Source organism: Haloparvum alkalitolerans (assembly GCF_055381565.1).
Window position 1 is genome coordinate 75,280 of sequence record NZ_AP043937.1, and the last position, 22,312, is coordinate 97,591.

25 protein-coding genes are annotated in these 22,312 nt (G+C 68.1%); 19 read left to right on the forward strand and 6 right to left on the reverse strand.

From position 1 onward, the window contains the following. Position 1: 1 nt before the first annotated feature. Genes ACZ432_RS01385 through ACZ432_RS01410 form a run of 6 tightly spaced genes read left to right on the forward strand, consistent with a single transcriptional unit; the run spans position 2 to position 6,013 of the window. On the forward strand, positions 2-895 hold the full coding sequence (locus ACZ432_RS01385) for a branched-chain amino acid ABC transporter permease (RefSeq protein WP_426963310.1): 894 nt from the start codon (positions 2-4) through the stop codon (positions 893-895). Next, positions 892-2,028 (forward strand): branched-chain amino acid ABC transporter permease, encoded by a 1,137-nt coding sequence (locus ACZ432_RS01390; RefSeq protein WP_426963309.1) that lies wholly within the window; start codon positions 892-894, stop codon positions 2,026-2,028. Before ACZ432_RS01385 ends, ACZ432_RS01390 begins: the two co-directional genes overlap by 4 nt. After that, complete coding sequence (locus tag ACZ432_RS01395) at positions 2,025-2,852, forward strand: ABC transporter ATP-binding protein (protein WP_426963308.1); 828 nt, start codon at positions 2,025-2,027, stop codon at positions 2,850-2,852. Before ACZ432_RS01390 ends, ACZ432_RS01395 begins: the two co-directional genes overlap by 4 nt. Next, positions 2,849-3,562, forward strand: coding sequence for an ABC transporter ATP-binding protein (locus tag ACZ432_RS01400; protein ID WP_426963307.1), 714 nt, complete (start codon positions 2,849-2,851; stop codon positions 3,560-3,562). Before ACZ432_RS01395 ends, ACZ432_RS01400 begins: the two co-directional genes overlap by 4 nt. Further along, complete coding sequence (locus ACZ432_RS01405) at positions 3,555-5,204, forward strand: long-chain fatty acid--CoA ligase (protein WP_426963306.1); 1,650 nt, start codon at positions 3,555-3,557, stop codon at positions 5,202-5,204. The genes ACZ432_RS01400 and ACZ432_RS01405 overlap by 8 nt, the downstream gene beginning before the upstream one ends. Continuing rightward, positions 5,201-6,013: an SDR family NAD(P)-dependent oxidoreductase gene (locus tag ACZ432_RS01410; RefSeq protein WP_426963305.1), complete on the forward strand. Its 813-nt coding sequence runs from the start codon at positions 5,201-5,203 to the stop codon at positions 6,011-6,013. The genes ACZ432_RS01405 and ACZ432_RS01410 overlap by 4 nt, the downstream gene beginning before the upstream one ends. A gap of 24 nt (positions 6,014-6,037) precedes the next feature. Here the strand turns inward: ACZ432_RS01410 and ACZ432_RS01415 are convergent, their stop codons facing one another. After that, positions 6,038-7,105 carry a phosphotransferase family protein gene (locus tag ACZ432_RS01415; RefSeq protein WP_426963304.1) on the reverse strand — a complete coding sequence of 356 codons (1,068 nt, stop codon included), beginning with the start codon at positions 7,103-7,105 and terminating at the stop codon, positions 6,038-6,040. Between the two features lie 199 nt (positions 7,106-7,304). On the opposite strand from ACZ432_RS01415, the gene ACZ432_RS01420 reads away from it, so the two are divergent. Continuing rightward, complete coding sequence (locus ACZ432_RS01420; RefSeq protein ID WP_426963303.1) at positions 7,305-8,525, forward strand: acyl-CoA dehydrogenase family protein; 1,221 nt, start codon at positions 7,305-7,307, stop codon at positions 8,523-8,525. Between the two features lie 63 nt (positions 8,526-8,588). Here ACZ432_RS01420 and ACZ432_RS01425 read toward each other — a convergent pair whose 3' ends face one another. The 5 genes from ACZ432_RS01425 to ACZ432_RS01445 all read right to left on the reverse strand — a co-directional run bounded on the left by ACZ432_RS01425 (position 8,589) and on the right by ACZ432_RS01445 (position 11,294). Further along, the gene (locus ACZ432_RS01425; RefSeq protein WP_426963302.1) at positions 8,589-9,119 is read right to left on the reverse strand and encodes a winged helix-turn-helix domain-containing protein; all 531 of its coding nucleotides are present in this window, start codon (positions 9,117-9,119) and stop codon (positions 8,589-8,591) included. A gap of 65 nt (positions 9,120-9,184) precedes the next feature. Then, positions 9,185-9,745 (reverse strand): class I SAM-dependent methyltransferase, encoded by a 561-nt coding sequence (locus ACZ432_RS01430; protein WP_426963301.1) that lies wholly within the window; start codon positions 9,743-9,745, stop codon positions 9,185-9,187. Position 9,746: 1 nt separating this feature from the next. After that, positions 9,747-10,187 (reverse strand): DUF302 domain-containing protein, encoded by a 441-nt coding sequence (locus ACZ432_RS01435; protein WP_426963300.1) that lies wholly within the window; start codon positions 10,185-10,187, stop codon positions 9,747-9,749. A gap of 259 nt (positions 10,188-10,446) precedes the next feature. Beyond that, positions 10,447-11,046, reverse strand: coding sequence for a DsrE/DsrF/DrsH-like family protein (locus ACZ432_RS01440; RefSeq protein WP_426963299.1), 600 nt, complete (start codon positions 11,044-11,046; stop codon positions 10,447-10,449). A gap of 2 nt (positions 11,047-11,048) precedes the next feature. Further along, entirely contained in the window at positions 11,049-11,294 is a 246-nt protein-coding gene (locus ACZ432_RS01445) for a sulfurtransferase TusA family protein (protein WP_426963298.1), read from the reverse strand. A gap of 250 nt (positions 11,295-11,544) precedes the next feature. Here ACZ432_RS01445 and ACZ432_RS01450 point away from each other — a divergent pair, with 250 nt between their 5' ends. From ACZ432_RS01450 to ACZ432_RS01505, 12 genes are all read left to right on the forward strand, one after another. Further along, on the forward strand, positions 11,545-12,738 hold the full coding sequence (locus tag ACZ432_RS01450) for an MBL fold metallo-hydrolase (RefSeq protein WP_426963297.1): 1,194 nt from the start codon (positions 11,545-11,547) through the stop codon (positions 12,736-12,738). An 8-nt stretch (positions 12,739-12,746) separates the two neighbouring features. Continuing rightward, entirely contained in the window at positions 12,747-13,304 is a 558-nt protein-coding gene (locus tag ACZ432_RS01455; protein WP_426963296.1) for a YeeE/YedE family protein, read from the forward strand. Then, complete coding sequence (locus tag ACZ432_RS01460) at positions 13,304-13,762, forward strand: YeeE/YedE family protein (protein ID WP_426963295.1); 459 nt, start codon at positions 13,304-13,306, stop codon at positions 13,760-13,762. The genes ACZ432_RS01455 and ACZ432_RS01460 overlap by 1 nt, the downstream gene beginning before the upstream one ends. 7 nt (positions 13,763-13,769) lie before the next feature. Next, positions 13,770-14,945, forward strand: a complete 1,176-nt coding sequence (locus ACZ432_RS01465; protein WP_426963294.1) for an inorganic phosphate transporter — start codon at positions 13,770-13,772, stop codon at positions 14,943-14,945. 27 nt (positions 14,946-14,972) lie between these two features. After that, positions 14,973-16,262, forward strand: coding sequence for an MFS transporter (locus ACZ432_RS01470; protein WP_426963292.1), 1,290 nt, complete (start codon positions 14,973-14,975; stop codon positions 16,260-16,262). A gap of 586 nt (positions 16,263-16,848) precedes the next feature. Next, a complete protein-coding gene (locus ACZ432_RS01475) occupies positions 16,849-17,013 on the forward strand; it encodes a DUF7512 family protein (RefSeq protein WP_426963291.1) in 165 nt (54 codons plus the stop codon). After that, complete coding sequence (locus ACZ432_RS01480) at positions 17,003-18,061, forward strand: sulfite exporter TauE/SafE family protein (RefSeq protein ID WP_426963290.1); 1,059 nt, start codon at positions 17,003-17,005, stop codon at positions 18,059-18,061. Before ACZ432_RS01475 ends, ACZ432_RS01480 begins: the two co-directional genes overlap by 11 nt. A 140-nt stretch (positions 18,062-18,201) precedes the next feature. After that, complete coding sequence (locus ACZ432_RS01485) at positions 18,202-18,606, forward strand: helix-turn-helix domain-containing protein (protein ID WP_426963289.1); 405 nt, start codon at positions 18,202-18,204, stop codon at positions 18,604-18,606. Between the two features lie 195 nt (positions 18,607-18,801). Then, a complete protein-coding gene (gene trxA / locus ACZ432_RS01490; RefSeq protein ID WP_426963288.1) occupies positions 18,802-19,161 on the forward strand; it encodes a thioredoxin in 360 nt (119 codons plus the stop codon). Then, positions 19,158-20,195, forward strand: a complete 1,038-nt coding sequence (locus tag ACZ432_RS01495; protein WP_426963287.1) for an NAD(P)/FAD-dependent oxidoreductase — start codon at positions 19,158-19,160, stop codon at positions 20,193-20,195. Before trxA ends, ACZ432_RS01495 begins: the two co-directional genes overlap by 4 nt. A 202-nt stretch (positions 20,196-20,397) precedes the next feature. After that, on the forward strand, positions 20,398-21,222 hold the full coding sequence (locus ACZ432_RS01500) for a ParA family protein (RefSeq protein ID WP_426963286.1): 825 nt from the start codon (positions 20,398-20,400) through the stop codon (positions 21,220-21,222). Beyond that, entirely contained in the window at positions 21,215-21,736 is a 522-nt protein-coding gene (locus ACZ432_RS01505) for a hypothetical protein (protein ID WP_426963285.1), read from the forward strand. Before ACZ432_RS01500 ends, ACZ432_RS01505 begins: the two co-directional genes overlap by 8 nt. Positions 21,737-22,312: the final 576 nt, after the last annotated feature.

Here is a 22,312-nt window from a genome sequence, read left to right on the forward strand (position 1 = left end):
CATGAGCCTATCATCCCTCGTTCCACTGATCGGCATCTCCGACGTCGTCATCGGGCTGAGCCTCGGCAGTCGGCTCTTCCTGATCGCCGTCGGACTGAGCCTCATCTTCGGCGTGCTCGGCGTCCTCAACTTCGCGCACGGCGGCTTCTACATGCTCGGGGCGTACGTCACGCTCGCGGTCGTGACGAACGTCATCGACAACTTCTGGCTGGCCGCCGTCGTCGGCGCGCTCGCGGTGGGCGTCGTCGGCGCCACCATCGAGTTCGCGGTGATCCGGCCGCTGTACGACCGGGTCGACGCCGACCTCGACCAGCTCATCGTCACGTTCGGCTTCGTGCTCATCATCCACGAGACGGTCCGCTTCATCTGGGGGTCGGGGTCGTACTCGGTCGAGCCGCCCGCGCTGTTCGACTTCTCCGTCTCGCTCGGCGGGAGCTCCTTCGGCGCGTACCGGCTGGTCGTCATCGGCCTCGCGGTGGCGGTGTTGGTCGGCCTCTGGCTGTTCATCACGCGGACGTACTTCGGCTCGCTGGTGCGGGGCACCTCCTCGGACCGCGAGATGGCGTCGATGCTCGGCGTCGACGTGCCGCGCCTGTACACGGGGGTCTTCTTCCTCGGGAGCGTGCTCGCCGGGCTCGGCGGCGCGCTGTCCTCGCCGCTGCAGTCGACCAGCCCCGCGCTCGGCGACCAGGTGATCATCGACGCGTTCATCGTCGTCGTCATCGGCGGGCTCGGCTCCATGGGCGGCGCGTTCGTCGGCGCGATGCTCATCGGCATGATGCAGAGTCTCGGCCCGCAGTTCATCAGCGCCGGCAGCATCGCGATCCCGTTCCTCGCGATGGTGATCGTGTTGCTGTTCCGGCCTGAGGGGCTCTTCGGGGGGCTCGGCGAATGAGCTCGACGACCGACACCGGCGACCGGGTTCGCGAGTTCGGCTCCGCGGTCGCGGACGGCTGGACCCGCGAACGGTTCGGCCTCCTCGGCGCGATCGGCCTGATCTTGATGGCGTTCGGGCCGTCCTTCCAGGTCTACCTGTTCACCGACTTCCTCGTCGTCGCGCTGTTCGCGCTCGGGTTCAACCTGCTGTACGGCTACACCGGCCTGCTGTCGTTCGGTCACGGGCTGTTCTACGCGGGCGGCGCGTACGGGCTCGCGATCGTGTTGCGGGACCTGACGCCCGTGTTCGCGGACGTGGTCGGGTCCGGGATCGCGCCGCTCGTCACGTTCGTCGTCGGCGGCGTCGTCGGTCTGGCGCTCGTCGTCGTCGTGGCGGTGCCCGTCGGGTGGCTCAGCGTGCGCTTGGAGGAGATCTACTTCGCGCTGATCACCCTCGCGTTCGGGATGATCGGCTACTCGCTCATCATCCAGGACCCGGCGGGGCTGACGAACGGGACCGACGGGATCATCGTCCTGCTCGGGAGCGTCGACCTGGGCGGGTCGAGCTTCCGGATCGGCGCACGGCGGACGTACTACGCGCTCACCGTGGCCGTCGTGGCCGCGGCGACGTACGGGACATGGCGCGTCGTCAACTCCCCGTTCGGCACCGTCTGCAAGGCGATCCGCGAGAGCCCCGACCGCGCGGCCGCGCTCGGGATCGACGTCAGACACCACCGCTGGATGACGTTCATCATCTCGGCGGCGATCGTCGGGATCGCCGGCGTGTTGCGCGCGGGACTCGCGAGCGTCGCCTCGCCGGGACTGACCCACTGGTCGACGAGCGCGATCGCCGTGATCGCGACCGTGATCGGCGGCGCGACGTATTTCTCCGGGCCGATCGTGGGCGCGTTCATCTTCCTGTACATCCGCTGGGCGATCAGCCGCTTCCCCACGCTGGAAGCGTACTGGGAGCTGTTCTTCGGCGCGCTGCTCATCGGCGTCGTGCTGTACTTCAAGCAGGGGGCCGTCGGCGGCCTCCTGCTGGCGCGGGACCGGCTGCTCGGGGACGACGCGGACGGCGGAACCGGGGAGGAGCCGACCGACGACTCAGGGAGCGACGACGCGCGGACCGACCGGGGTGACGACTCGTGACGACAGTTCTCAAAACCGAAGACCTCCGCAAGCAGTTCGGCGAACTGACCGCTGTCGACGGCGTCTCGATCGAGATCGACGACAGCGAGATCACCAGCATCATCGGGCCGAACGGGGCCGGCAAGACCACGTTCTACAACCTGCTGACCGGCGTGCTACAGCCGACCGCCGGCTCGATCTGGTTACGGAGCGGCGACGCCGCCGTCGTCGGCGACGGCGATGCTGCCGGCGGCGATGGCCGCGCCGGAGGCGACGGTGGGCTCCGCGACATTACCGACTCGGAGCCGCACGAGGTCGCCCAGGCCGGCCTCTCGCGGTCTTACCAGATAACGAATATCTTCGAGGGGCTGACGGTGCGCGAGAACGTCCGCGTCGCGCGGATCAGCCACGAGAAGACGCGGCTGGACTTCCGGTCGCGGGCGACCGGCGACGAAAAGCTCGAGGCCGACATCGAGGAGCTGCTGGAGCTGACCGGGCTCACCGACATCGCGGACACGACGTGTGACACGCTGAGCCACGGCGAAAAGCGGACGGTCGAGATCGCGCTCGCGCTGGCCATCGAGCCCAACGTGTTCCTGATGGACGAGCCGACCGCGGGGATGAACCCGACGGAGGTCACCGAGATCGTCTCGCTGATCCGCGAACTCGACGCGGACCTGGACGCGACGTTCGTGGTGACCGAACACAACATGGACGTCGTCACCGACATCTCCGACCGGATCGTCGTGCTCGCCGAGGGGGCGATCCTCGCCGACGGGACGCCGGAGGACGTCCTGACCGACGACCGCGTGACCGAGGCGTACCTGGGGAGTGATAGCGTATGACGATACTCGACGTCGACGACATCGACACGTACTACGGGAACAGCCACGTCCTCCACGGGATCTCCCTCTCGATCGACGAGGGGGAGGTCGTGGCCCTGCTCGGACGAAACGGGGCGGGCAAGACGACGACGATGCGCTCCATCGTCGGCGCGTCGCCGCCGCGGACCGGGTCGATCACCTACCGCGGCGAGGAGATCTCGGGGCTCTCGCCCGACGAGATCAACGCGCTCGGGATCTCGCTCGTGCCGGAGGACCGGCGAGTGTTCCCCACCCTGACCGTTCAGGAGAACCTCCGGCTCGCCCACAACCTCGCGAGCGACCCGCGGCCGGTCGAGGAGATGTACGAGCTGTTCCCCGCGCTCGATCCGCTCCGGAACAACGACGGACAGAACCTCAGCGGCGGCGAACAGCAGATGGTGTCGGTCGCCCGCGCGCTCGTACAGTCGCCCGACGTGCTGCTGCTCGACGAGCCAACCGAGGGGCTCGCGCCGGTCATCGTGGACGACCTCCGGGAGATCGTCCAGACCGTCGTCGACCAGGACGTCACGGTGTTGCTGACCGAACAGAACGTGGACTTCGCGTTCGATCTGGCGGAACGGGGCTACATCATGGACACCGGACAGATCGTCTTCGACGGCACCGTCGAGGAGATCCGCGAGCGCGAGGACCTCCTCGAAACGTACCTCTCCGTGGGGACCGCGGATGCCTGAGGAGCTCACGCTCCGCCCGTTCTTCTGGCGGGCGACCCGGCTGTTCCCCGACACGGAGGTCGTCTCGCGCACCCGCGACGGGGTCGACCGGTACACGTACGCCGACTTCGGCGACCGCGTCCGCCGGCTCGCGGCCGCGCTCGCGGGCCTGGGCGTCGAGCCCGGCGACCGCGTCGGGACCCTCGGGTGGAACACCCACCGGCACTTCGAGGCGTACTACGCGGTCCCCCTCTCGGGCGCGCAGCTGCACACGGTCAACCCCATCCTGCAGGACGACCACGTCGAGTACATCATCAACGACGCCGACGACGACGTGCTGATCGTCGACCGCGAGGTCGTCGCGACGCTCGACCGGCTGTGGGACCGGATCGACGGCGTCCGCGAGGTCGTCGTCATGGGCGATTCGGTGCCGGAGACGGAGTCCGACCTACCGCTGTCGGCGCTCGAGGCGCTGATCGCGGACGCCGACCCGATGACCTCGTGGCCGCCGCTCTCGGAGGACGACCCGGCCGGGATGTGCTACACCTCCGGGACCACGGGGAAGCCGAAGGGCGTCGAGTACACGCACAAGATGATCTACGCCCACGCGATGATGGTGATGACGCCCACGGCGCTCGACATCGCCGAGGACGACGTGGTGATGCCCGTCGTCCCCATGTTCCACGTCAACTCCTGGGAGTTCCCGTACGCCGTGACGATGGCGGGGGCGAAACAGGTGTATCCCGGTCCGTCTCCGGAGCCGGCGGACCTCGTGGAGCTGATCGAGTCCGAGGACGTGACGCTCACCGCGGGCGTCCCCACCGTCTGGATCGACGTGCTCGACCACCTCGACGAACACGGCGGCGACCTCTCCTCGCTGGAGCGCATCGTCGTCGGCGGGAGCGCGGCTCCCCGGGAAGTTATGCGTCGGTACGAGGACGAACACGACGTGACGATCGAACACGCGTGGGGCATGACCGAGACGATGAGCATCGGCTCGGTCTCCCGGCCGACTTCGGGGATGGACGACGACGACCGCGAGGCGAAACTCGACAAGCGCGCGAAGCAGGGGCTGCTCTCCCCCGGGCTGGAGATGCGGGTCGTCGACGACGACGGCGAGGCGGTCGCCTGGGACGGCGAGGCGTTCGGCGAGCTGCTCGTCCGCGGGCCCTCCGTCGTCGAGGAGTACTACAACCGCCCGGAGGCCAACCGGACGGACTTCGTCGACGCCGACGACGGGGGGGCGCGCTGGCTCCGGACCGGCGACATCGCCACCGTCGACGAGGACGGCTTCATCGAAGTCGTCGACCGCGTCAAGGACGTGATCAAGTCGGGCGGGGAGTGGATCTCCAGCATCGAGTTGGAGAACGCCCTGATGGCCCACGAGGACGTGAGCGAGGCGGTCGTGATCGCGGCGCCCCACGAGCGCTGGCAGGAACGCCCGCTGGCGTTCGTCGTCCCGAAGGCGGACCGCGAGCTCGACGTGGCGGCCGTCCGGACGTTCCTCGCCGACCAGTTCCCGCGGTGGTGGCTCCCGGACGACGTGCGGTTCCGCGAGGAGATCCCGAAGACCGCGACCGGCAAGTTCGACAAGAAGACGCTCCGTGAGGCCGTCGAGGATCCGGATCTCCCGTACGCGCCGGGCGAGGGGGGAGAAGAATGAGCGACGACGGTTCCTCGACGCCGGACAGCGCCGCCCTGACGCCCGAGGACGCCCTCCCGGATCTGTCGGGGAAGGTCGCCGTCGTCACCGGCGGCGGCCGCGGGATCGGGCGGGCGATCACGCTCGGGCTGGCCGCCGCGGGGGCGGCGGTCGTCCCCTCGGCGCGAACCGCGGCGGAGGTCGAGGCGGTCGCCGCCGAGGCACGCGAGCACGGCGTCGAGGCGCGGGCGATCACCGCGGACGTGACCGACGACGGCGATGTGGACGCCCTGATCGAGGAGACCGTCGAGGCGTTCGGCGCCGTGGACGTGCTCGTCAACAACGCGGGGTTCAACCCCGGCGACGCGCTCGGCGACCCGGCCGAAATCGAGAGTAACGCGGTCGACTCCGTCCTCGACGTGAACTTGCGCGGCGCGTTCCGCACCATTCGGGCCGCCGGGCCGCACCTAAAGGAGGCGAACGGCAGCGTCGTCAACGTCGCCAGCGTGGCCGGGGAGGTCGGCCTGCCGAAACAGCACCCGTACGTCGCCTCGAAGCACGGGCTCGTCGGGCTGACGAAGAGCACGGCGCTGGACTGGGCGCCGGAGGTGCGGGTGAACGCGGTCGCTCCGGGGTACGTCGCGACGGACCTCACGGAGACGCTGCAGGAGAACGAGCGCCTGCGACAGTCGATCATGGACCGGACGCCACAGAACCGCTTCGCGGACCCGATGGAGATCGCGGGTCCGGTCGTCTTCCTCGCGAGCGACGCGGCGAGCTTCGTCACCGGCGAGACGCTCGCCGCGGACGGCGGCTGGACGGCGCGGTAGGTCCCGTCGTCCGGGCGCTCGTCGCTACAGCCGCTCGGTCTCGCCCTCGACGTACGCCAGCGTCCGCGCCGCGAGCGTGGGCACCTGCGCCTCCATTTTGGGGTACAGCGGGTCGTCGCTGTCGTCGTTCAGGTGCCGCGCGAGGAACATCTCACCGAGCGCGGCCATCTTGTAGGCCGCGAGCGCCCGGTAGAACCGCTCGTGAGCGAACTCGCGGCCGGTCGTCGTCTCGTACCGGTCGATCAGCTCCGCGCGGGTCGGGTACCCCTCCCGTGCGGTGAACGTCGACATCAGGTCGGGCATCGCCGGGTCCGGATCGCCCTCGTCGTACCAGAAGAGGAGCAGCCATCCGAGGTCGGCCAGGGGGTCCCCGAGCGTCGACAGCTCCCAGTCGAAGACGGCGACGACCTCCGGCGGCGTGCCGGGGCCGTACATCACGTTGTCGAGCTTGAAGTCGCCGTGAACGAGCGTCTCGGGGTGCTCGTCGGGGACGTTGTCCGCGAGCCACTCGCCGACGGCGACCAGGTCGGGGACGTCTCGGACCGCGGTCGTCGTCTCGAACGCCCACTCGAGTTGGCCCGTCCACCGCTCGACCTGTCGGGCCGTGTACCCCGCGGGGCGACCGAACTCGCCGAGCCCGACCGCCTCGCGGTCGACCGCGTGGATCGCCGCCAGCGTGTCGACGAGCTCGGTCCCGATCCGCTCGCGTGCGGCCGGGTCCGCGAACCGCTCCGGCTCGGTCTCTCTGAGCACGTCGCCCTCGGTGCGCTCCATGAGGTAGAAGTCGCTGCCGAGGACCGAGTGGTCGTCGCAGGCGCGGAGCGTCCTCGGAACGGGAACGTCGGTGTCGCCGAGCGCGTCGACGACGCGGTGTTCGCGGAGCACGTCGTGGGCCGTGTCGGCCGTCTCGCCCGGCGGCGGCCGTCGGATCACCAGTTCGCGGTCCCCCCACGTGACGAACAGCGTCTCGTTCGAGTGCCCCTCGGCGTGCCGCTCGACGCTGAACGTGTCCGCCGGCCCGAACTCGGCCGCCAGATACGCCCGAAGTGCATCGTCGTCGACCAACCGATCGAGGAAGTCCGGATCGCTCACGCCCGGACCACCCCCGGGTGGTCGGTTCCGGATCGGTCCGGGACCGATCGACCTCCATCCGAACGGCTTTCACCGTCTAGGGGATGTTCGACTAACATTGTAAATTGATCCGCGATACAAGAGTGGTCATCGTCGGTATTTATAGCCTTTTGGGGCGTTCGTCCGGAACGACTATTTACATTGCTAAATAAGGTCGGGCATGGAGTACGACGACATCGGGCGGGGGCCGGAGGTCGCCGAGGCCGTCAGGGAGTTCGTCGACGAGACGGTGCTCCCGGTCGAACGCGAGTGGCTCGGTCGGGGACCGCTCCCGGCGCCGGAGATCGAGGCGCTGCGCGACGCCGCACGCGAGCGGGGGATCTACGCCCCCCAGGTCTCGGAGGAGTACGGCGGGCTCGGACTCGGCTTCCGCGAGATGCTGCCGGTGTTCGAGGAGGCGGGCCGCAGCCTGCTCGGACCGACCGCGCTCCGCTGTGCGGCGCCCGACGAGGGCAACATGCACACCTTCGAGATCGCGGGCACGGAGGCACAGAAGGAGCGCTGGCTCCGGCCGCTGGCGGCCGGCGAGATGAACTCGGGCTTCGCGATGACCGAGCCCATGCAGGGCGGCGGGTCTGACCCGAAGATGCTGGCGACGACCGCGGAGAAGGACGGCGACGAGTGGGTCATCGACGGCCACAAGTGGTGGACGACCGGCGGCGTCGACGCGGACGTGCTGTTGACGTTCGCCCGAACCGACCAAGAGGCGCATCCGTACGCCGGCTGCTCGGTCATTCTCGTCCCGACCGACGCCGACGGCGTCGAGATCGTCCGCAACATCCCGCACCTCGGCGAGGGACTGGTCGGGACGACCCACGCCGAGATCCGGTTCGACGACGTTCGCGTCCCGGTCGAGAACACGCTCGGCGAGGAGAACGAGGGGTTCACGCTCGTGCAACAGCGGCTCGGGCCGGCCCGGCTCACGCACTGCATGCGGTACGCCGGGATGGCCGACCGCGCGCTCGACATCGCGACCGCCTACCTCTCCGAGCGCGAGGGGTTCGGCGAACCGCTCTCCGAGAAGCAGGGGCCGCGGTTCCGGATCGCCGACCGCCGCACCGAACTCCACGCCGCACGGACGATGGTCCGACACGCGGCCGGGCGGATCGCCGACGGCCACGAGGCGCGCATCGAGGTGGCGATGGCGAAGACGTTCGCGGCGAACGTGACGCAGGAAGCGATCGACGACGCGCTCCAGTTCTGTGGCGGCAACGGGATCGCGTACGACCTCCCCATCGCACGCTTCCACGAGAACGTCCGCCAGTTCCGGCTCGTCGACGGCGCCGACGAGGTCCACCGACGGTCGATCGCCCGCGACGCGTTCGAGGACCCGCCGAGTGAGGAGCTGGAGGCGGTCACGCGGTTCGGCGAGTTCGACTGAGTCGGCGAGACCGGTCGTGAGGGCCGTCCCGAGGCCGGGTGAGCGGGCGGGCGACGGCGGCGGTCACTCGCCGTCGCCGTCCTCCTGAAACACCTCGAACAGCTCGGGGTCGGTCCCGAACTTGAGGACGTTCGTCACGACGGAGTTGCGGAGGTTGTTGATGAGTTCGCCGTGCTCCTTGTAGAACTCGTGGATCCACTTCGACTCCTGTTCGCGGTTCTCGAACATCATGATCGTCTTCCACTGGTAGTCGCCGTCGGAGAGGAAGTACATGAACGTGTGCCGGCTCGACCGGACGTGTTCGAGCGCCTCCCGCCAGTGCTCGTCGAACCCCTCGGGATTGAACTGGAACTCGAACAGCGAGAAGAAGAGGTGCTCCTCGTTGGGGACCAGCGCCTCGCGGAACACGCCGTCCTCGCGCATTCGGCGGATCGACTCGTTGACCGTGACGTGTGAGACGTCGATGTCGTGCTCCTCGGCGAGCAGGTCGCGGAGCCCCCGAGAGGTGAGCTGGGGGTCCCGCGCGAGCTCCTGGAGGATGATCGTGTCCCGCTCGGAGAGGTTCCAGTCGGAGCGCGGCTGTTTCTCGGGCATGCTTTCCTGAAGGTGGACACGTCACCGTAATCAGTATTTGGACCGGGTCCCGGCCGCCGGGCGGCTCACTCGGTGTGAGCGACCAGGAGGAACGTCTCCGGTCGTTCCGCCTCGAACCGGACGTCGAACCCGTGCTGGCGAAGCGCGCTCGCGGCCTCGGTGAGGGAGAATCGCTCATCGACGGGCGGACCGTGGGTGCCGCGGCCGGACGCCGCCCAATCGGCGACGACGAACGTCGCGCCCGGAGCGAGCACGCGAGCGATCTCGGTCAGCGCCGCGTCGTCCGCGAACTCGTGGTAGGTCATCGTCGAGAACGCGGCGTCGAGACTGCCCGTCTCGAACGGGAGGTCGGCGACGCCGCTCGTCACGAGGTCGACGTTCTCGGGGACGCCCTTCTCCCGGTAGTAGTCGTGCATCGCGTCCTGGACGTCGACCGCGGACACGTGGTCGACGGTCGGCGCGACGTCGTCGGTGTAGAACCCGGTCCCGCTTCCGAGGTCCGCGACCGTTTCGTCGCCGTCCGGCGAGAGCGCCCAGAGGAGTTCCTCCGCCGAGAGGAACCGGTACCGCTGCCGGGCGTCCTCGAGCTTGTCGGCGCGGTCGGCGTCGAACGTGTGGTACCCCATGTTAGAGGTTCGAGAACGCCTCGTCGACGAGTTCGCCGGTGTCGGCGACGATGTCCGCCATCTCCTCGTCGTCGGGCGCCATCCCCACCAGGCGGGCGATCCGCATGATGGAGACGTGGTAGACGACCTGCGTTCCGGGTTCCTCCTCCCAGATGACGACGTTGCAGGCCATGAGCGCGCCGAGTTTGTTGTCCGTCGCGTCGAGGGCGCGGTCGGCGACCTCGGGGTTGCACGCGCCGAGCACGTAGTAGGGGTCGCGGCCCGCGTCGACCTTCTCGTTGAGCATCTCGGAGGGCGAGAACTCGACGGGGACGCCGAAGCCGGCGTCGGTGAACACGTCGCGGACGTGCTCGACGGCGTCCTCGTGGCTCATGTCGAGCGTCGCCCGCTCTTCGCCGATGTCCGCGGGGTCGATCTGGGTCGGGTCGATAGGGAGAGTCATTCGTGTGTTGTATTGTGTTTACAGAACAAAGTCTCTTCGGATGCGCAGCCGGCAGGACGCCGATCGGCCGTCGAGTCCGAGGACAGATGCCGGCGACTCCCGAGGACAGATACCGGCGAGTTCTCGAGGCCCGGATCCGGTGCCCACGGGTCGGAACCCCTGGTTAGCGGTGCCTCGAGCGTCGGCGGTCTCTCGCCGTTCGCCCCGTGGCAGCATCGCCGGCGCGAGAAATGGGATCCGTGAAGTCGGGCGGCAGCGATCAGACGAGCAGCTGAATGTCGGCGTCAGCCATGTCCTGGAGCGCGGTCGCCGCGCCGACGCCCGCAGTGACGCCGTCGTAGAAGTCGTCCTCGTCGTAGTCCATCAGGTCGATGGTCATCTGACAGGCCTGGAACTCGACGCCCATCTCGAGGCTCGTCTCGATGAGTTCCTCGATGGTGGCGGTGTCGTTGTCCGCGATCTTCTTCTCCATCATCTTCGTCGTCACGCGGTCCATCCCGGGGAGCGCGGCGACGGCGTTCGGCACCGGCATGTTGGGGTTGCCGACGGAGCTCAGCTTGAGGCTCTTCGAGCGCTCCTCGTGGAGGATCTCCAGCCCCCAGAACGTGTGGAAGACGGTGACCTCGTAGCCGAACGCGGCCGCGGTGCTGGCGAGGATGAGCGGCGGGTACGCCATGTCGAGCGTCCCCTTCGTCGCGATGATGCTCATCTTCTTGCCGTCCTCGCCCTCGGCCTCGGCGAGCGCGTCCTCGAGTTCGTCGACGCGCGCGGCCAGCTCCGCACGCGACGGCGGGTCGTCGGCCGGCGCGTCGTCGGCCGGCGCGTCGTCGGCCGGCGCCTCGGATGTGTCCGTACTCATCGTTACGCCGTCTTGCGGACGTAGTGTCTGTACACGTCGTCGCCCTCCTCCTGGTCGACGAGCTCGACGCCCGCGGTGCCGGCGGCCCAGCCGTCGATGTCGCTCATACTGCCGGGGTCAGTCGCCAGCACTTCGAGAACCTCGCCCTCGGCGAGACCGTCGATGGCGGCCTTCGTCTTCACCACTGGCATGGGACACGATGCGCCTTTCACGTCGAGCGTCTCGGTGATGTCGAATTCAGCACTCATTGGTTATCTGCTCCGTTAGTCTGTATTGGAGCTATCGCACAATACCCCCTGCCCAAGTAAAAGATTGTCGATTCTTGTGAACACCACCAACTATTGTATGCCCGAGAAATGCCACAGAACCCGCCAAAACCCGCTAACTGGGGGTTTTTGATGGCTCATTTCGGAGTATCAGCCCAGATAGTATTGTTTAGAATGTGGATTACTATGCAAACTCTTTTGTACGTCCATCCGGTAGAAGCGACTGCACAACATGAACGCCGACGACTTCCCGACTCCGGACGTCGACGTGGAATCCGTCGACCCCGAATCGCTCAAAGACCGTATCGACGCCGGCGAGGACGTGACGCTCCTCGACGCGCGCATGCAATCCGACTACGAGGAGTGGCACATCGACGGTGCGAACGTCACGTCGATCAACGCTCCGTACTTCGAGTTCCTCGAGGACGAGATCGACGAGGACGTCCTCGACCGGATCCCCGACGACCGCGAGGTGACCGTCCTGTGCGCGAAGGGCGGCGCCAGCGAGTTCGTCGCGGGCGCGCTCGCGGAACGCGGCTACGAGGTGAACCACCTCGAGGACGGCATGAACGGCTGGGCGAGCATCTACGAGGCCGTCGAGGTCGAGCGCTACGACGGCGCCGGGACGCTCGTCCAGTACCAGCGCCCCTCCTCGGGCTGTCTCGGCTACCTCCTCTACGACGACGGGGAGGCCGCGATCATCGACCCGCTGCGGGCGTTCACCGACCGCTACCTCGCGGACGCCGCCGATCTCGGCGTCGACCTGCGGTACGCGTTCGATACCCACGTCCACGCCGACCACATCTCGGGCGTTCGCGACATCGACGCGGAGGGCGTCGAGGGCGTCATTCCCGAGGCCGCGGTCGACCGCGGCATTACGTACGCAGACGACCTGATGACCGCGGCGGACGGCGACACCTTCGCCGTCGGTGACGCCACCATCGAGGCCGTCTCCACGCCCGGCCACACGACCGGGATGACCTCGTACCTCGTCGACGGGAGCCTGCTCGCGACCGGCGACGGGCTGTTCGTCGAGAGCGTCGCCCGCCCCGACCTCGAGGAAGGGGACGACGGCGCGCCCGACGCCGCCCGCACGCTCTACGAGTCGCTCCAGGAGCGCGTCCTGACGCTGCCCGACGACACGCTGATCGGGGGCGCCCACTTCAGCGACGCCGCCGAGCCCGCCGCCGACGGCACCTACACCGCGCCGATCGGCGAGCTCGTCGAGGGGATGGACGCGCTCACGATGGACGAAGGGGAGTTCGTCGACCTGATCCTCTCGGACATGCCCCCGCGACCGGCCAACTACGAGGAGATCATCGCGACGAACCTCGGCCAGAACGCCGTCGGCGACGAGGAAGCGTTCACCCTGGAGCTCGGGCCGAACAACTGCGCCGCCAGCCAGGACTCGCTCGCGGGTGACTAACGACGCCGATGGTCACTGACCCAGTACTGCTCCAGGCGGCCGCCGACCTCTTCCCCAACGGGATCAGTCGCTACGCCGTCGGCGGACTGCTCGTCGGCCTCGGGACCGTCCTGATCTACGTCGGGACGGGGATCCCGGCCGGGGCGAGCACGTTCCTGGAGTCGACGCTGTCGTACGTCTCCGACCAGTCCCGCTTCCAGCAGTACGTCGGCTCCCGGGACTGGCGGCTCGTGTTCACGGCCGGCATCGTCCTCGGCGGCCTGGCGTTCGCGGCGACGTTCCAGTCCGGGCTGGTCGCGAGCTCGCTGTACGAGCCCGGAACGACCGGGCAGCTCTACGAGGTCGCCGGCGTGACGCTGTGGACGACCGACGTTCAGCCGTGGCGGCTGTTCGTCGGCGGCGTCCTGGTCGGCATCGGCACCCGGATCGGTAAGGGGTGTACGTCCGGCCACGGCGTCTGTGGCGTCGGATCGGCCTCGAAGACGTCGCTGGTCGGCGTGGTGACGTTCCTGACCGTCGCGATCGGCACCGCACAGGTCGTCGCCGCGCTGGGGGTGAGCCCGTAATGGCGGACAGACATCCGCTGTTCAAGCCGCTGGTCTTCGTCGGCGGCCTCGTCTTCGGGTTCGGGCTCGGGTTCAGCCACATGGCGCGACCGGAGGTCGTGCTGAACTTCCTCCAGTTCGAGGACCTCGGCCTCCCGTTCGTGATGTTCGGGGCCGCCATCGTCTCCGGGATCGCGTTCGCCCTGCTGCCACGGATCCGGGACGCCGCGCCCCTGACGGGCGACCCATACGAGCGGCGCCTGAAGCCGTTCGACCGGAACGTCCTGGTCGGCGGCGCCGTCTTCGGCGTCGGCTGGGGGCTCTCCGGCATCTGTCCGGGCGCGGCGTACGCGAGCCTCGGCACCGGCAACATCGCGATCCTCTGGGCGCTCGCCGGGATGTTCCTCGGCGCGTACGCCCAGGGATACTGGCGAAGCCGCAGCCAGGCGCGTGACTCCGCCGTAACGGGCGCGGACTGACTCACGAATGGACCTCGCTCTCCTCGCCCTCTTCGTCGGTGCAGCGCTCGCCAGCCTGTTCATGGCGTGGGTCATCGGCGCCGGCTCCAGCGGCGCCACGCCGTACGCCCCCGCCGTCGGCGCGAACGCCATCGGGACCATGCGCGCCGCCTTCCTCGTCGGCGTGTTCGGCTTCGTCGGTGCCGTCACGCAGGGCGGCAGCGTCTCGGAAGCCGTCGGCAGCGGCCTCGTCGGCGGCATCAGCCTGCCCGTCGCCGGGGTCATCCTCGTGCTCGTGTTGGGCGCGGGGCTGATGGCGGTCGGCATCACGACCGGCTATCCGATCGCGACCGCGTTCACCGTGACCGGCGCGGTCATCGGCGTCGGCCTCGCGCTCGGCGGGACGCCGGTCTGGCCGAAGTACCGACAGATCGCCGCCGTCTGGGTGCTGACGCCGTTCGTCGGCGGTGGCATCGCGTTCGCCATCGCGAGCGTCCTCCCGCGTCCCGGCGTTCCCGAGCGGTACAGCGTTCCCGCTCTGGCCGGCCTCGTCGGGGGCGCCCTCGTGAACGTCCAGTTCAGCTTCCTGGGCGAGGGGAGCGCCTCCGGGACCCTCCGCGGTCTCGGACAGCAGATGCTGGCTATCGACGGGACTCCCTCGGCGGTCGGGATAACCGGCTTCGCGGCGCTGGCCGTCGCCACTGTCGTCTGGTGGGACATCAGCCGCGATGAACGCGGCGGGCTGCGGCGCGTGTTGCTCGCGCTCGGGTCGCTCGTGGCGTTCTCCGCGGGCGGGAGCCAGGTCGGTCTCGCCGTCGGGCCGCTGCTCCCGCTGCTCGAGGAGGTCGAGGTGGTGTCGACGTTCGCAGTGCTCGTCGGGGGCGGTTTGGGGATGCTCGTCGGCTCGTGGACGGGCGCGCCGCGGATGATCAAGTCGCTGGCGCAGGACTACTCGTCGCTCGGGCCGCGGCGCTCCATCTCGGCGCTCGTGCCGTCGTTCCTGATCGCACAGCTGGCCGTGCTGCTCGGGGTCCCCGTCTCGTTCAACGAGATCGTCGTCAGCGCCATCATCGGAAGCGGCGCCGCGGTCGGCGGTCGAGCGGCAGTGGACGCGCGAAAGATCCTCATGACCGTGGGGGCGTGGGCCGGGTCGTTCGGCCTCTCGTTCGCGCTCGCGTACGGCGCCGCGTTCCTCACGCTGTGACGCTGGACCAACAGAACTTCATCACCAATGAGTACGACAACTGAACTCAGACAAGGCATCCGCGAACACCTCGGACAGTTCTCGCTGCACGTCCTGCTCGTCTTCGCGACCGGACTGACCATCGGCTCCGAGCGAACCGTCGTCCCGGTGCTCGGGGAGGAGGCCCTCGGCGTCGAGTCGTTCCTCGTGATCGGCTCGTTCGTCGTCTCCTTCGGCATCGTGAAGTCGATCCTCAACCTCTACGCCGGCAAGTGGGGCGAGGAGTACGGCCGCAAGCCCGTGCTCGTCGCCGGGTGGGTGACGGCCCTCCCGCTGCCGGTCATCCTCATCTTCGCCCCGAGTTGGGGCTGGATCACCGTCGGGAACGTCCTGCTGGGGATCAACCAGGCGTTGACCTGGAGCATGGCGATCAACGCGAAGATCGACCTCGCGGGGCCCGACCAGCGCGGCCTCGCGGTCGGTATCGACGAGGCGTTCGGCTACACCGGCGTCGCCGTCGGCGCGTGGGTCACCGGCGTCATCGCCGGCCAGTGGGGATTGCGGCCCGAGCCGTTCTACTTCCTCGGCGCCGTCGTCGTGCTGGCGCTGCTCATCTCCGTCTTCCTGATCGCGGAGACCGTCCAGTACGCGCGGGCCGAGGGCGACGACGACGACCACGACGCGAACCTGCCGTTCGAGGAGGTGCTGAAGCGGGCGACCTACGGCGACCGGACGCTGTTCGCGGCGGCGCAGGCCGGCCACGTCGAGAACTTCGTCGACACGCTGTTCTGGATCGCCGTCCCGCTGTACCTGACGAGTCAGGGGCTCGGCATCGCGGCGGTGGGGGTCGTCGTGGGCGTCCACAGCGCGATGTACTTCCTCCAGATCGCGACCGGCGGCCTCGCGGACCGCATCGGTCGCCGTTCACCGGTGATCTGGGGGATGTTCCTCGCCGGTGCTGGCGTCCTCGGGATGGTGCTCGTCGAGGGGTACCTCCCGTGGGCCGTGCTGGCCGGCGTCTCCGGGCTCGGGATGGCGCTTCTATACCCGAACCTGATGACGGTCCCCAGCGACGCCGCGCACCCGACGTGGCGCTCGGCGGGGATGGGCGTCTACCGGATGTGGCGTGATTCCGGCTACGCCGTCGGCGCGGTCCTGATCGGGCTCTCGATGGAGCTCGTGAGCGCGGCCGCCGCGTTCTACCTGACCGCGGCCCTGATGTTCCTCTCCGGCGGCGTGGTGTACGTGTGGATGGAGGAAACGCATCCCGAGTTCGGGACGCACGAGCCGCCCGCACCCGCGCCGTCCGGGGATGGTCGGGCCGGCACGGGAGACTGACGGGTCGCTTCGGCCGGTTTTCTGAGGCTCGCAGACGTTCTCAAGGGGTTTCGACAGCGAGTGGTGACGAAGTCGGTGCGGTCGAGTGGTGGCATCCAGTACGAAAGCCCAAGCCGCGCTCGGTACGGCGCATTTTTGAGTCTGTCTCGGTCGCTGATCCTGTTACTCGGAACGACGACACACAGAAAGTCCCACTCCCGCACCGCGACCGCACCGCGACCGCACCGCGACCGCACCGCGACCGCACCGCAGCCTCGCCCCTCCCCAGCCTCGGCCGCGGGCCGGCCGCGAAACAGCACCGTACGCAGGCGGCCGGCCCGCGCCCTCCCTCGCGCGCGTTCCTCGCGCGCGCCCACCGTCAGTAGCCGGTGAACGTGAAACGTGGAAGTGAACGACCAGCAGGTGGATCCTGGAGCGGATCGGTACGATACGTTCTCGATAAGTTATCGGTACTCCGGCCGAGGTTATCCGGATATAGTATTGTACAGTAACCCCAAAACCGTTATAGGCACAAGGCGGGTAGGGGGTGTTGAGCAGAAATGTTCCAACAGCGAATTTCCGCACTCGACTGTCGGAGGGAGAATCGATGGCAGGACTAGAGATCCCCACGTGGGACCCGGAGACGGCCGTGCTTATCGGCACGATCCTCCTCGAAGCGATCGTGTTGTACGTGGGCTACGGCGGGCTCGAACGACTCTTCGGACCCCATCTCATGCGACTCGTGGTCGGAGGTGATGCGGATGCTCGATAGCCTCCTCGACGGACTCGGCATCGCCGGGACGAGTCCCGAGATGCTGGCGCTGTTCGTCGGGTTCGGCCTCGTCGTCGGGGTACTGTTCGGGTTCTTCGGCATGGGCGGGTCGTTCCTCGTGACGCCGGCCCTGCTGATGCTGGATTACCCGGCGCCGGTCGCGGTCGGGAGCGGGATGGCGTTCGTCTTCGGGACGGCGGTCATCGCGACCCTGAAACACCACGACCTCGGGCAGGTCGACTACAAGCTCGGCGCGATAATGATCACCGGGACGACCATCGGGATCGAGGCCGGCCGCGCGAGCGTCTACTACCTCGAGTCGCTGGGACTCGCCGGCGGGATCATCAGCGTCGCCTACGTCGTCCTGCTCGGCGGCGTCGGGGCGATGGTGACTCGCGACGCCCTGAACGGCGACGGTGGCGGTGGGATCGACCACGAAGCGACCGATCAGGACCTCAGCGAGTACGAGATCCCCGAGATCGCGAAAACGATCCAGCGGACCGTCCGGATCCCGCCGATGGTGACGCTCCGCGGCGACGTCCGCGTCTCCGCGTGGGTCATCACGGCCGTCGCCTTCGCGACCGGCCTCCTGTCGGGCTTTCTCGGGGTCGGTGGCGGCTTCATCCGGATGCCGGCGATGATCTACGCGATCGGCGTCCCGGTGCCGGTCGCGGTCGGAACGGACCTCTTCGAGATCGTCTTCTCCGGCGGTCTCGGGAGCTACCTCTACGGACAGGGCGGGGGCGTGAACCTCGGGATCGTCGTCCCGCTGCTGTTCGGGAGCGCACTCGGTGCGCGTGTCGGGTCCGCCGCGACCGCCGTCGTCGACGCGGACGGGATCAAGATCTACTTCGGCGGGATGCTCCTGATCGGCGCCGTAGCGGTCGGTATCGGCGAGATCGGTTCCTACATCGGGAGCCCGACCCTCGAACTGGTCGGGCTGGTGCTCGTCATCGGTGCGGCGGTCGTCGTCGCGTTCGCGATCCTCTACACCGCGATCTCCTCGCTCCGAGTGAAACGCACCGAGCGAGCGGCCACTGCGGAGTGATCTCGCTCGACCGACCCCGACTCGACGCACACTGACGACCACTCCGATCCCGGGTCGTCATCCCGCTCGGTTCATCGCGAAATTGTGCAACCTGTGCAAAAGTCTTTTAACGGCACAGCGTCTACGAGGAACCGATAACAATGCCAGATTCGATGTCCGAACAGCTCCGCCGGGACATGGAGTGCGAGGGGCTACTGGAGTGCTTCCACGGCCTCAAGGAACTCGATAAGGAGTGCTTCAGGGCGCTCGTCGAGTCCGAGGAACCGCTGACGGTCGACGAGATCGCCGACGCGGTCGACCGCGAGCGCTCGACCGCCTACCGGGCAGTCCAGCGGCTGCTCCAGACCGGGTTCATCGAGAAGGACCAGATCAACTACGACCAGGGCGGCTACTACCACGTCTACTCGCCGACGGACCCCTCAAAGATAGCCGACGACATGCAGCGGCTGCTCAACGACTGGTACGCCAAGATGGGGCAGCTCATCCAGGAGTTCGAGACCAAGTACGAACAGTCCGACACTGCGGCCCCGGCCGCCGAAAGCTAACGCACCCGGTTCTCTCTCGTCGGGTTCCGCTTCTCCCGGTCGTAGAGCTTCTCCCGGTTGAAGGACTTCTCCAGACCGTGGGCTGACTACTGTATGAGACGTCGCACGACCGCCATTTCTGGCGAGCTCCCCCGCCAAGTAGTATTGTGTATATTGCCCAAATCTTTAATTACTTCTGGTGCGTACGGACTGGTGATGGCAACAGACACCGCATCCGACGCCGGTACCGCGACCGCGAACGAACCGCTCTACGTCGACGGGCAGTCACGGTTCGACGAGATCGTTGCGGACCACGACGTCGTCCTCGTGGACTTCTACGCCGACTGGTGTGGGCCGTGCCAGATGCTCGAACCGACCGTGGAGACGCTGGCTGCCGAGACCGACGCGACCGTGGCGAAAGTCGACGTCGACGCCAACCAGCAGCTCGCTGCTGCCTACGGCGTCCAGGGCGTTCCCACGCTGGTCCTGTTCGACGACGGTGAGCAGGTCGAGCAAGTCGTCGGTCTCCAGGGCGAAGATCAGCTCCGCGCGCTCATCGAGACCCACACCGAATGACTGAGGACATCCACGACCTCGTCATCGCCGGGTCGGGCGTCGCCGGCCTCTCGGCCGCAGTCTACGCTGCGCGGGCCGACCTCAACCCCCTCGTCCTCGAAGGCGACGAGCCGGGCGGCCAACTCGCGCTGACGACCGACGTCGAGAACTACCTCGGCTTCCCCGACGGCGTCGGCGGTATGGACCTCGTCCAGCGCGGGAAAGAGCAGGCCGAGCGGTTCGGCGCGCAGTTTCGATTCGGTCGGATCGAGGACGCGGAGCTGGACGGCCAGCCCCTGGAGCTGTCGCTGTCGACCGGCGACACGGTCTCCACGCGGTCGCTGATCGTCGCGACCGGGGCGAGCGCCCGCTGGGTCGGTGCCGAAAACGAGGACGAACTGATGGGACACGGGCTGTCGACGTGCGCGACCTGTGACGGGGCCTTCCACCGCGGCGACGACGTGCTCGTCGTCGGCGGGGGCGACAGCGCGATGGAGGAAGCGCTGTTCCTCGCGAAGTTCGCCGATTCCGTGACGGTCGTCCACCGCCGCGAAGAGCTGCGTGCCTCCGAGATCATGGCCGATCGCGCCCGCGAACACGACGATATTGGCTTCCGGTGGAACACTGAACTCGAAGCCATCCACGGCTCCCAAACGGAGGGGGTCACCGGGGCCACGCTCGTCGCTCACCCCGAGGGATATCCGGGAGAGAAGGCGGAGTCCGGGATGAACGTCGAGCGGGAGACGGTCGAGGTGGGCGGCGTGTTCTACGCGGTCGGCCACACGCCGAACACGCAGTTCCTCGACGGCACCGGCGTCGAACGGGACGAGAGCGGCTACATCTTTACGCGGACCGACGACGCCGGGCGGCCCACGGCCCACACGGCGGTTGACGGGGTGTTCGCTGCCGGCGACGTCGCGGACCCCCGCTATCGACAGGCGATTACGTCCGCCGGCACCGGCAGTATGGCCGCTCTCGACGCCGAAGAGTTCCTCGAGGCGCTTCCGTACGCGGACGAGTCGATGGCAACCGCCTCGGCAGAGGCGGTCCCGTGATCGACCGTCCGCTCCCGTCGAACTAGAAATTTTAGAAATTCTGAAAATCTCGTGAGGTTTGCGCATTTTGGACATGGTTAAGTAGGCGGGATGTGTGGGACGCAACGATGACGAGAGCGCACGAGCCAGCCACCGATCGTCGCTCGCGGACGCCGACACTGGGGTCCGGGAACGGACGGCGATGTCGAGGAGGGGTCGAGTAATGGGCCGAGCGGTCAGCGTCTCGCTCCAGAAGGGCGGCGTCGGGAAGACCACGGTCGCGATCAACCTCGCGGACGCGCTCGCGGCGCGCGACAACGAGGTGCTGCTCGTGGACTTAGACCAGCAGGGGAACGCGACCGAGGGGGTCGGTCTCAAGGACGTCTACGAGAACGCGAGCCCGAACGTCGGCGACGTGCTCACGGACTCGGACCCCGTCGACGCCCGCGAGGTGATCGTCGACCGCGACGCGTTCGACGTGTTGCCGGCCCACGTCGACCTGGACGAGACCGCGGAGAAGATCCGGAACTCGACGTTCGGGATGCTGTGGGTGCGCCGGCGCATCGTCGAACCGCTGCTGGACGAGGCGTACGACTACGTCGTGATCGACTCGCCGCCCAGCCTGGGTCCCCTCTCTGACGCCTCGCTCATCGGCGCCGGGAACGTCGTCGTCCCGCTGTTGATGAGCGAACCGAGCGTGAGCGGGTTCGAGCGCATGTGGGAACACCAAGTCGTACCGATCCGCAACGAGGTCGAACTCGACCTGCTGGCTATCGTGCCGAACGATCTCAGCGGCAACAACGAGGAAAAGCGGATCATCCGCGACCTCGAGGAGTCGCAGTTCGGGGCGTACCTGCCCGCGTTCTGTCGCTCCGCCGAGTTCGACGACCCGGACTCCCCGGGTCCGGGGATCCGCCACCGGATCGCGTTCAGCCGGGCGTGGCGCGAGGGGAAGACCCTCCGCGAGTACGACCCGGACAGCGACATGCTCGATCGGCTCGACGAGCTCGCGCGGATCGTCGAGGAGGGAGGCGTGGCCGATGCCTGACGAGAACCGCTTCGCCGGGCTGACCGACGCGATGGAAGAGGAAGCTGAGGCCGACGAGCCGGAGGCCGACGAGGCGGAGGCCGACGAAGCGACCGATGACGCTGGCGAACCCGCCGCTGACGCCGAATCGGCGGCCGATGCCGACTCCGGTTCCGACTCCGCGGCCGGTTCCGAATCGGCCGCGGCCGACGCGGATGAGGCGGAGGACGCGGACGCCGAGGGTGACGCCGAAGGGGGCGCCGCGCCCGACGACGGGGAGACCGCGGACGACGTGGACCCCGCCGAAGTGCCGGCGTTCGCGTTCGAGGAGGCGTCGCCGAAGTCCATCTACGTGCGCGACGAAACGCTCGCGTTGCTGGAGGACGCGGAGTTCGAGGTCGAGGCCGCGCTCCGGCGGGACCGACAGATCCGAAACGTGACCGGGCGGGAGTTCCACGACGCCGCCGTTCGCGTCATCGCCGACCACGCGGAGGAGGTCGCCGAGGAGATCGTCCGCCTTCGCGAAGAGGAGTGAGAAGAGATTTCGCACCGATGGAGCGTCTCACAGTGAATGACGGAGTTTTTCGCAGTGACCCCCGTCGCCCTGCGTCCGACCCATAACTCCGGGCGGAAACCGTTCGACGATCGTCGGGTGGCTCTTGCGACCGTGCCTTCATGACCCCGGTTGGGGACGGTCCGTGCGCCACGACGCTGGTCGGGATCCCGCGGGAACACACCGGTCTGCAAGTGTTCCGGGAGTGAGCCTCGGCGAGAGGTCCGGTTCGATCCGCACACACCACCGTGCAAGTGTTCCTGACCCCGATCTCGGGGCACTGACCTCGGTCTTGAGGCACCTGACCGCCCGACCATCCGACAACCAGTTATTCGACCACGGCTGTCGCACCACCTTCGTGCGACGATCCGTCGTTCCGTCGTTCTCCCAGTCAGTTTGGCGCTCTCGCCGTCGATCCGCCCTTCTCCTCGTCGTTCTTCGACGATAGCTGTCGACCCGGACACCTCCTTGCAAGTGTTCCGGAGGGGGGAGCGCTGAGGGGATCGGACGGGTCACACCCACCACCCTGCAAGTGTTCTGAGTCCGGGGAGAGACGTT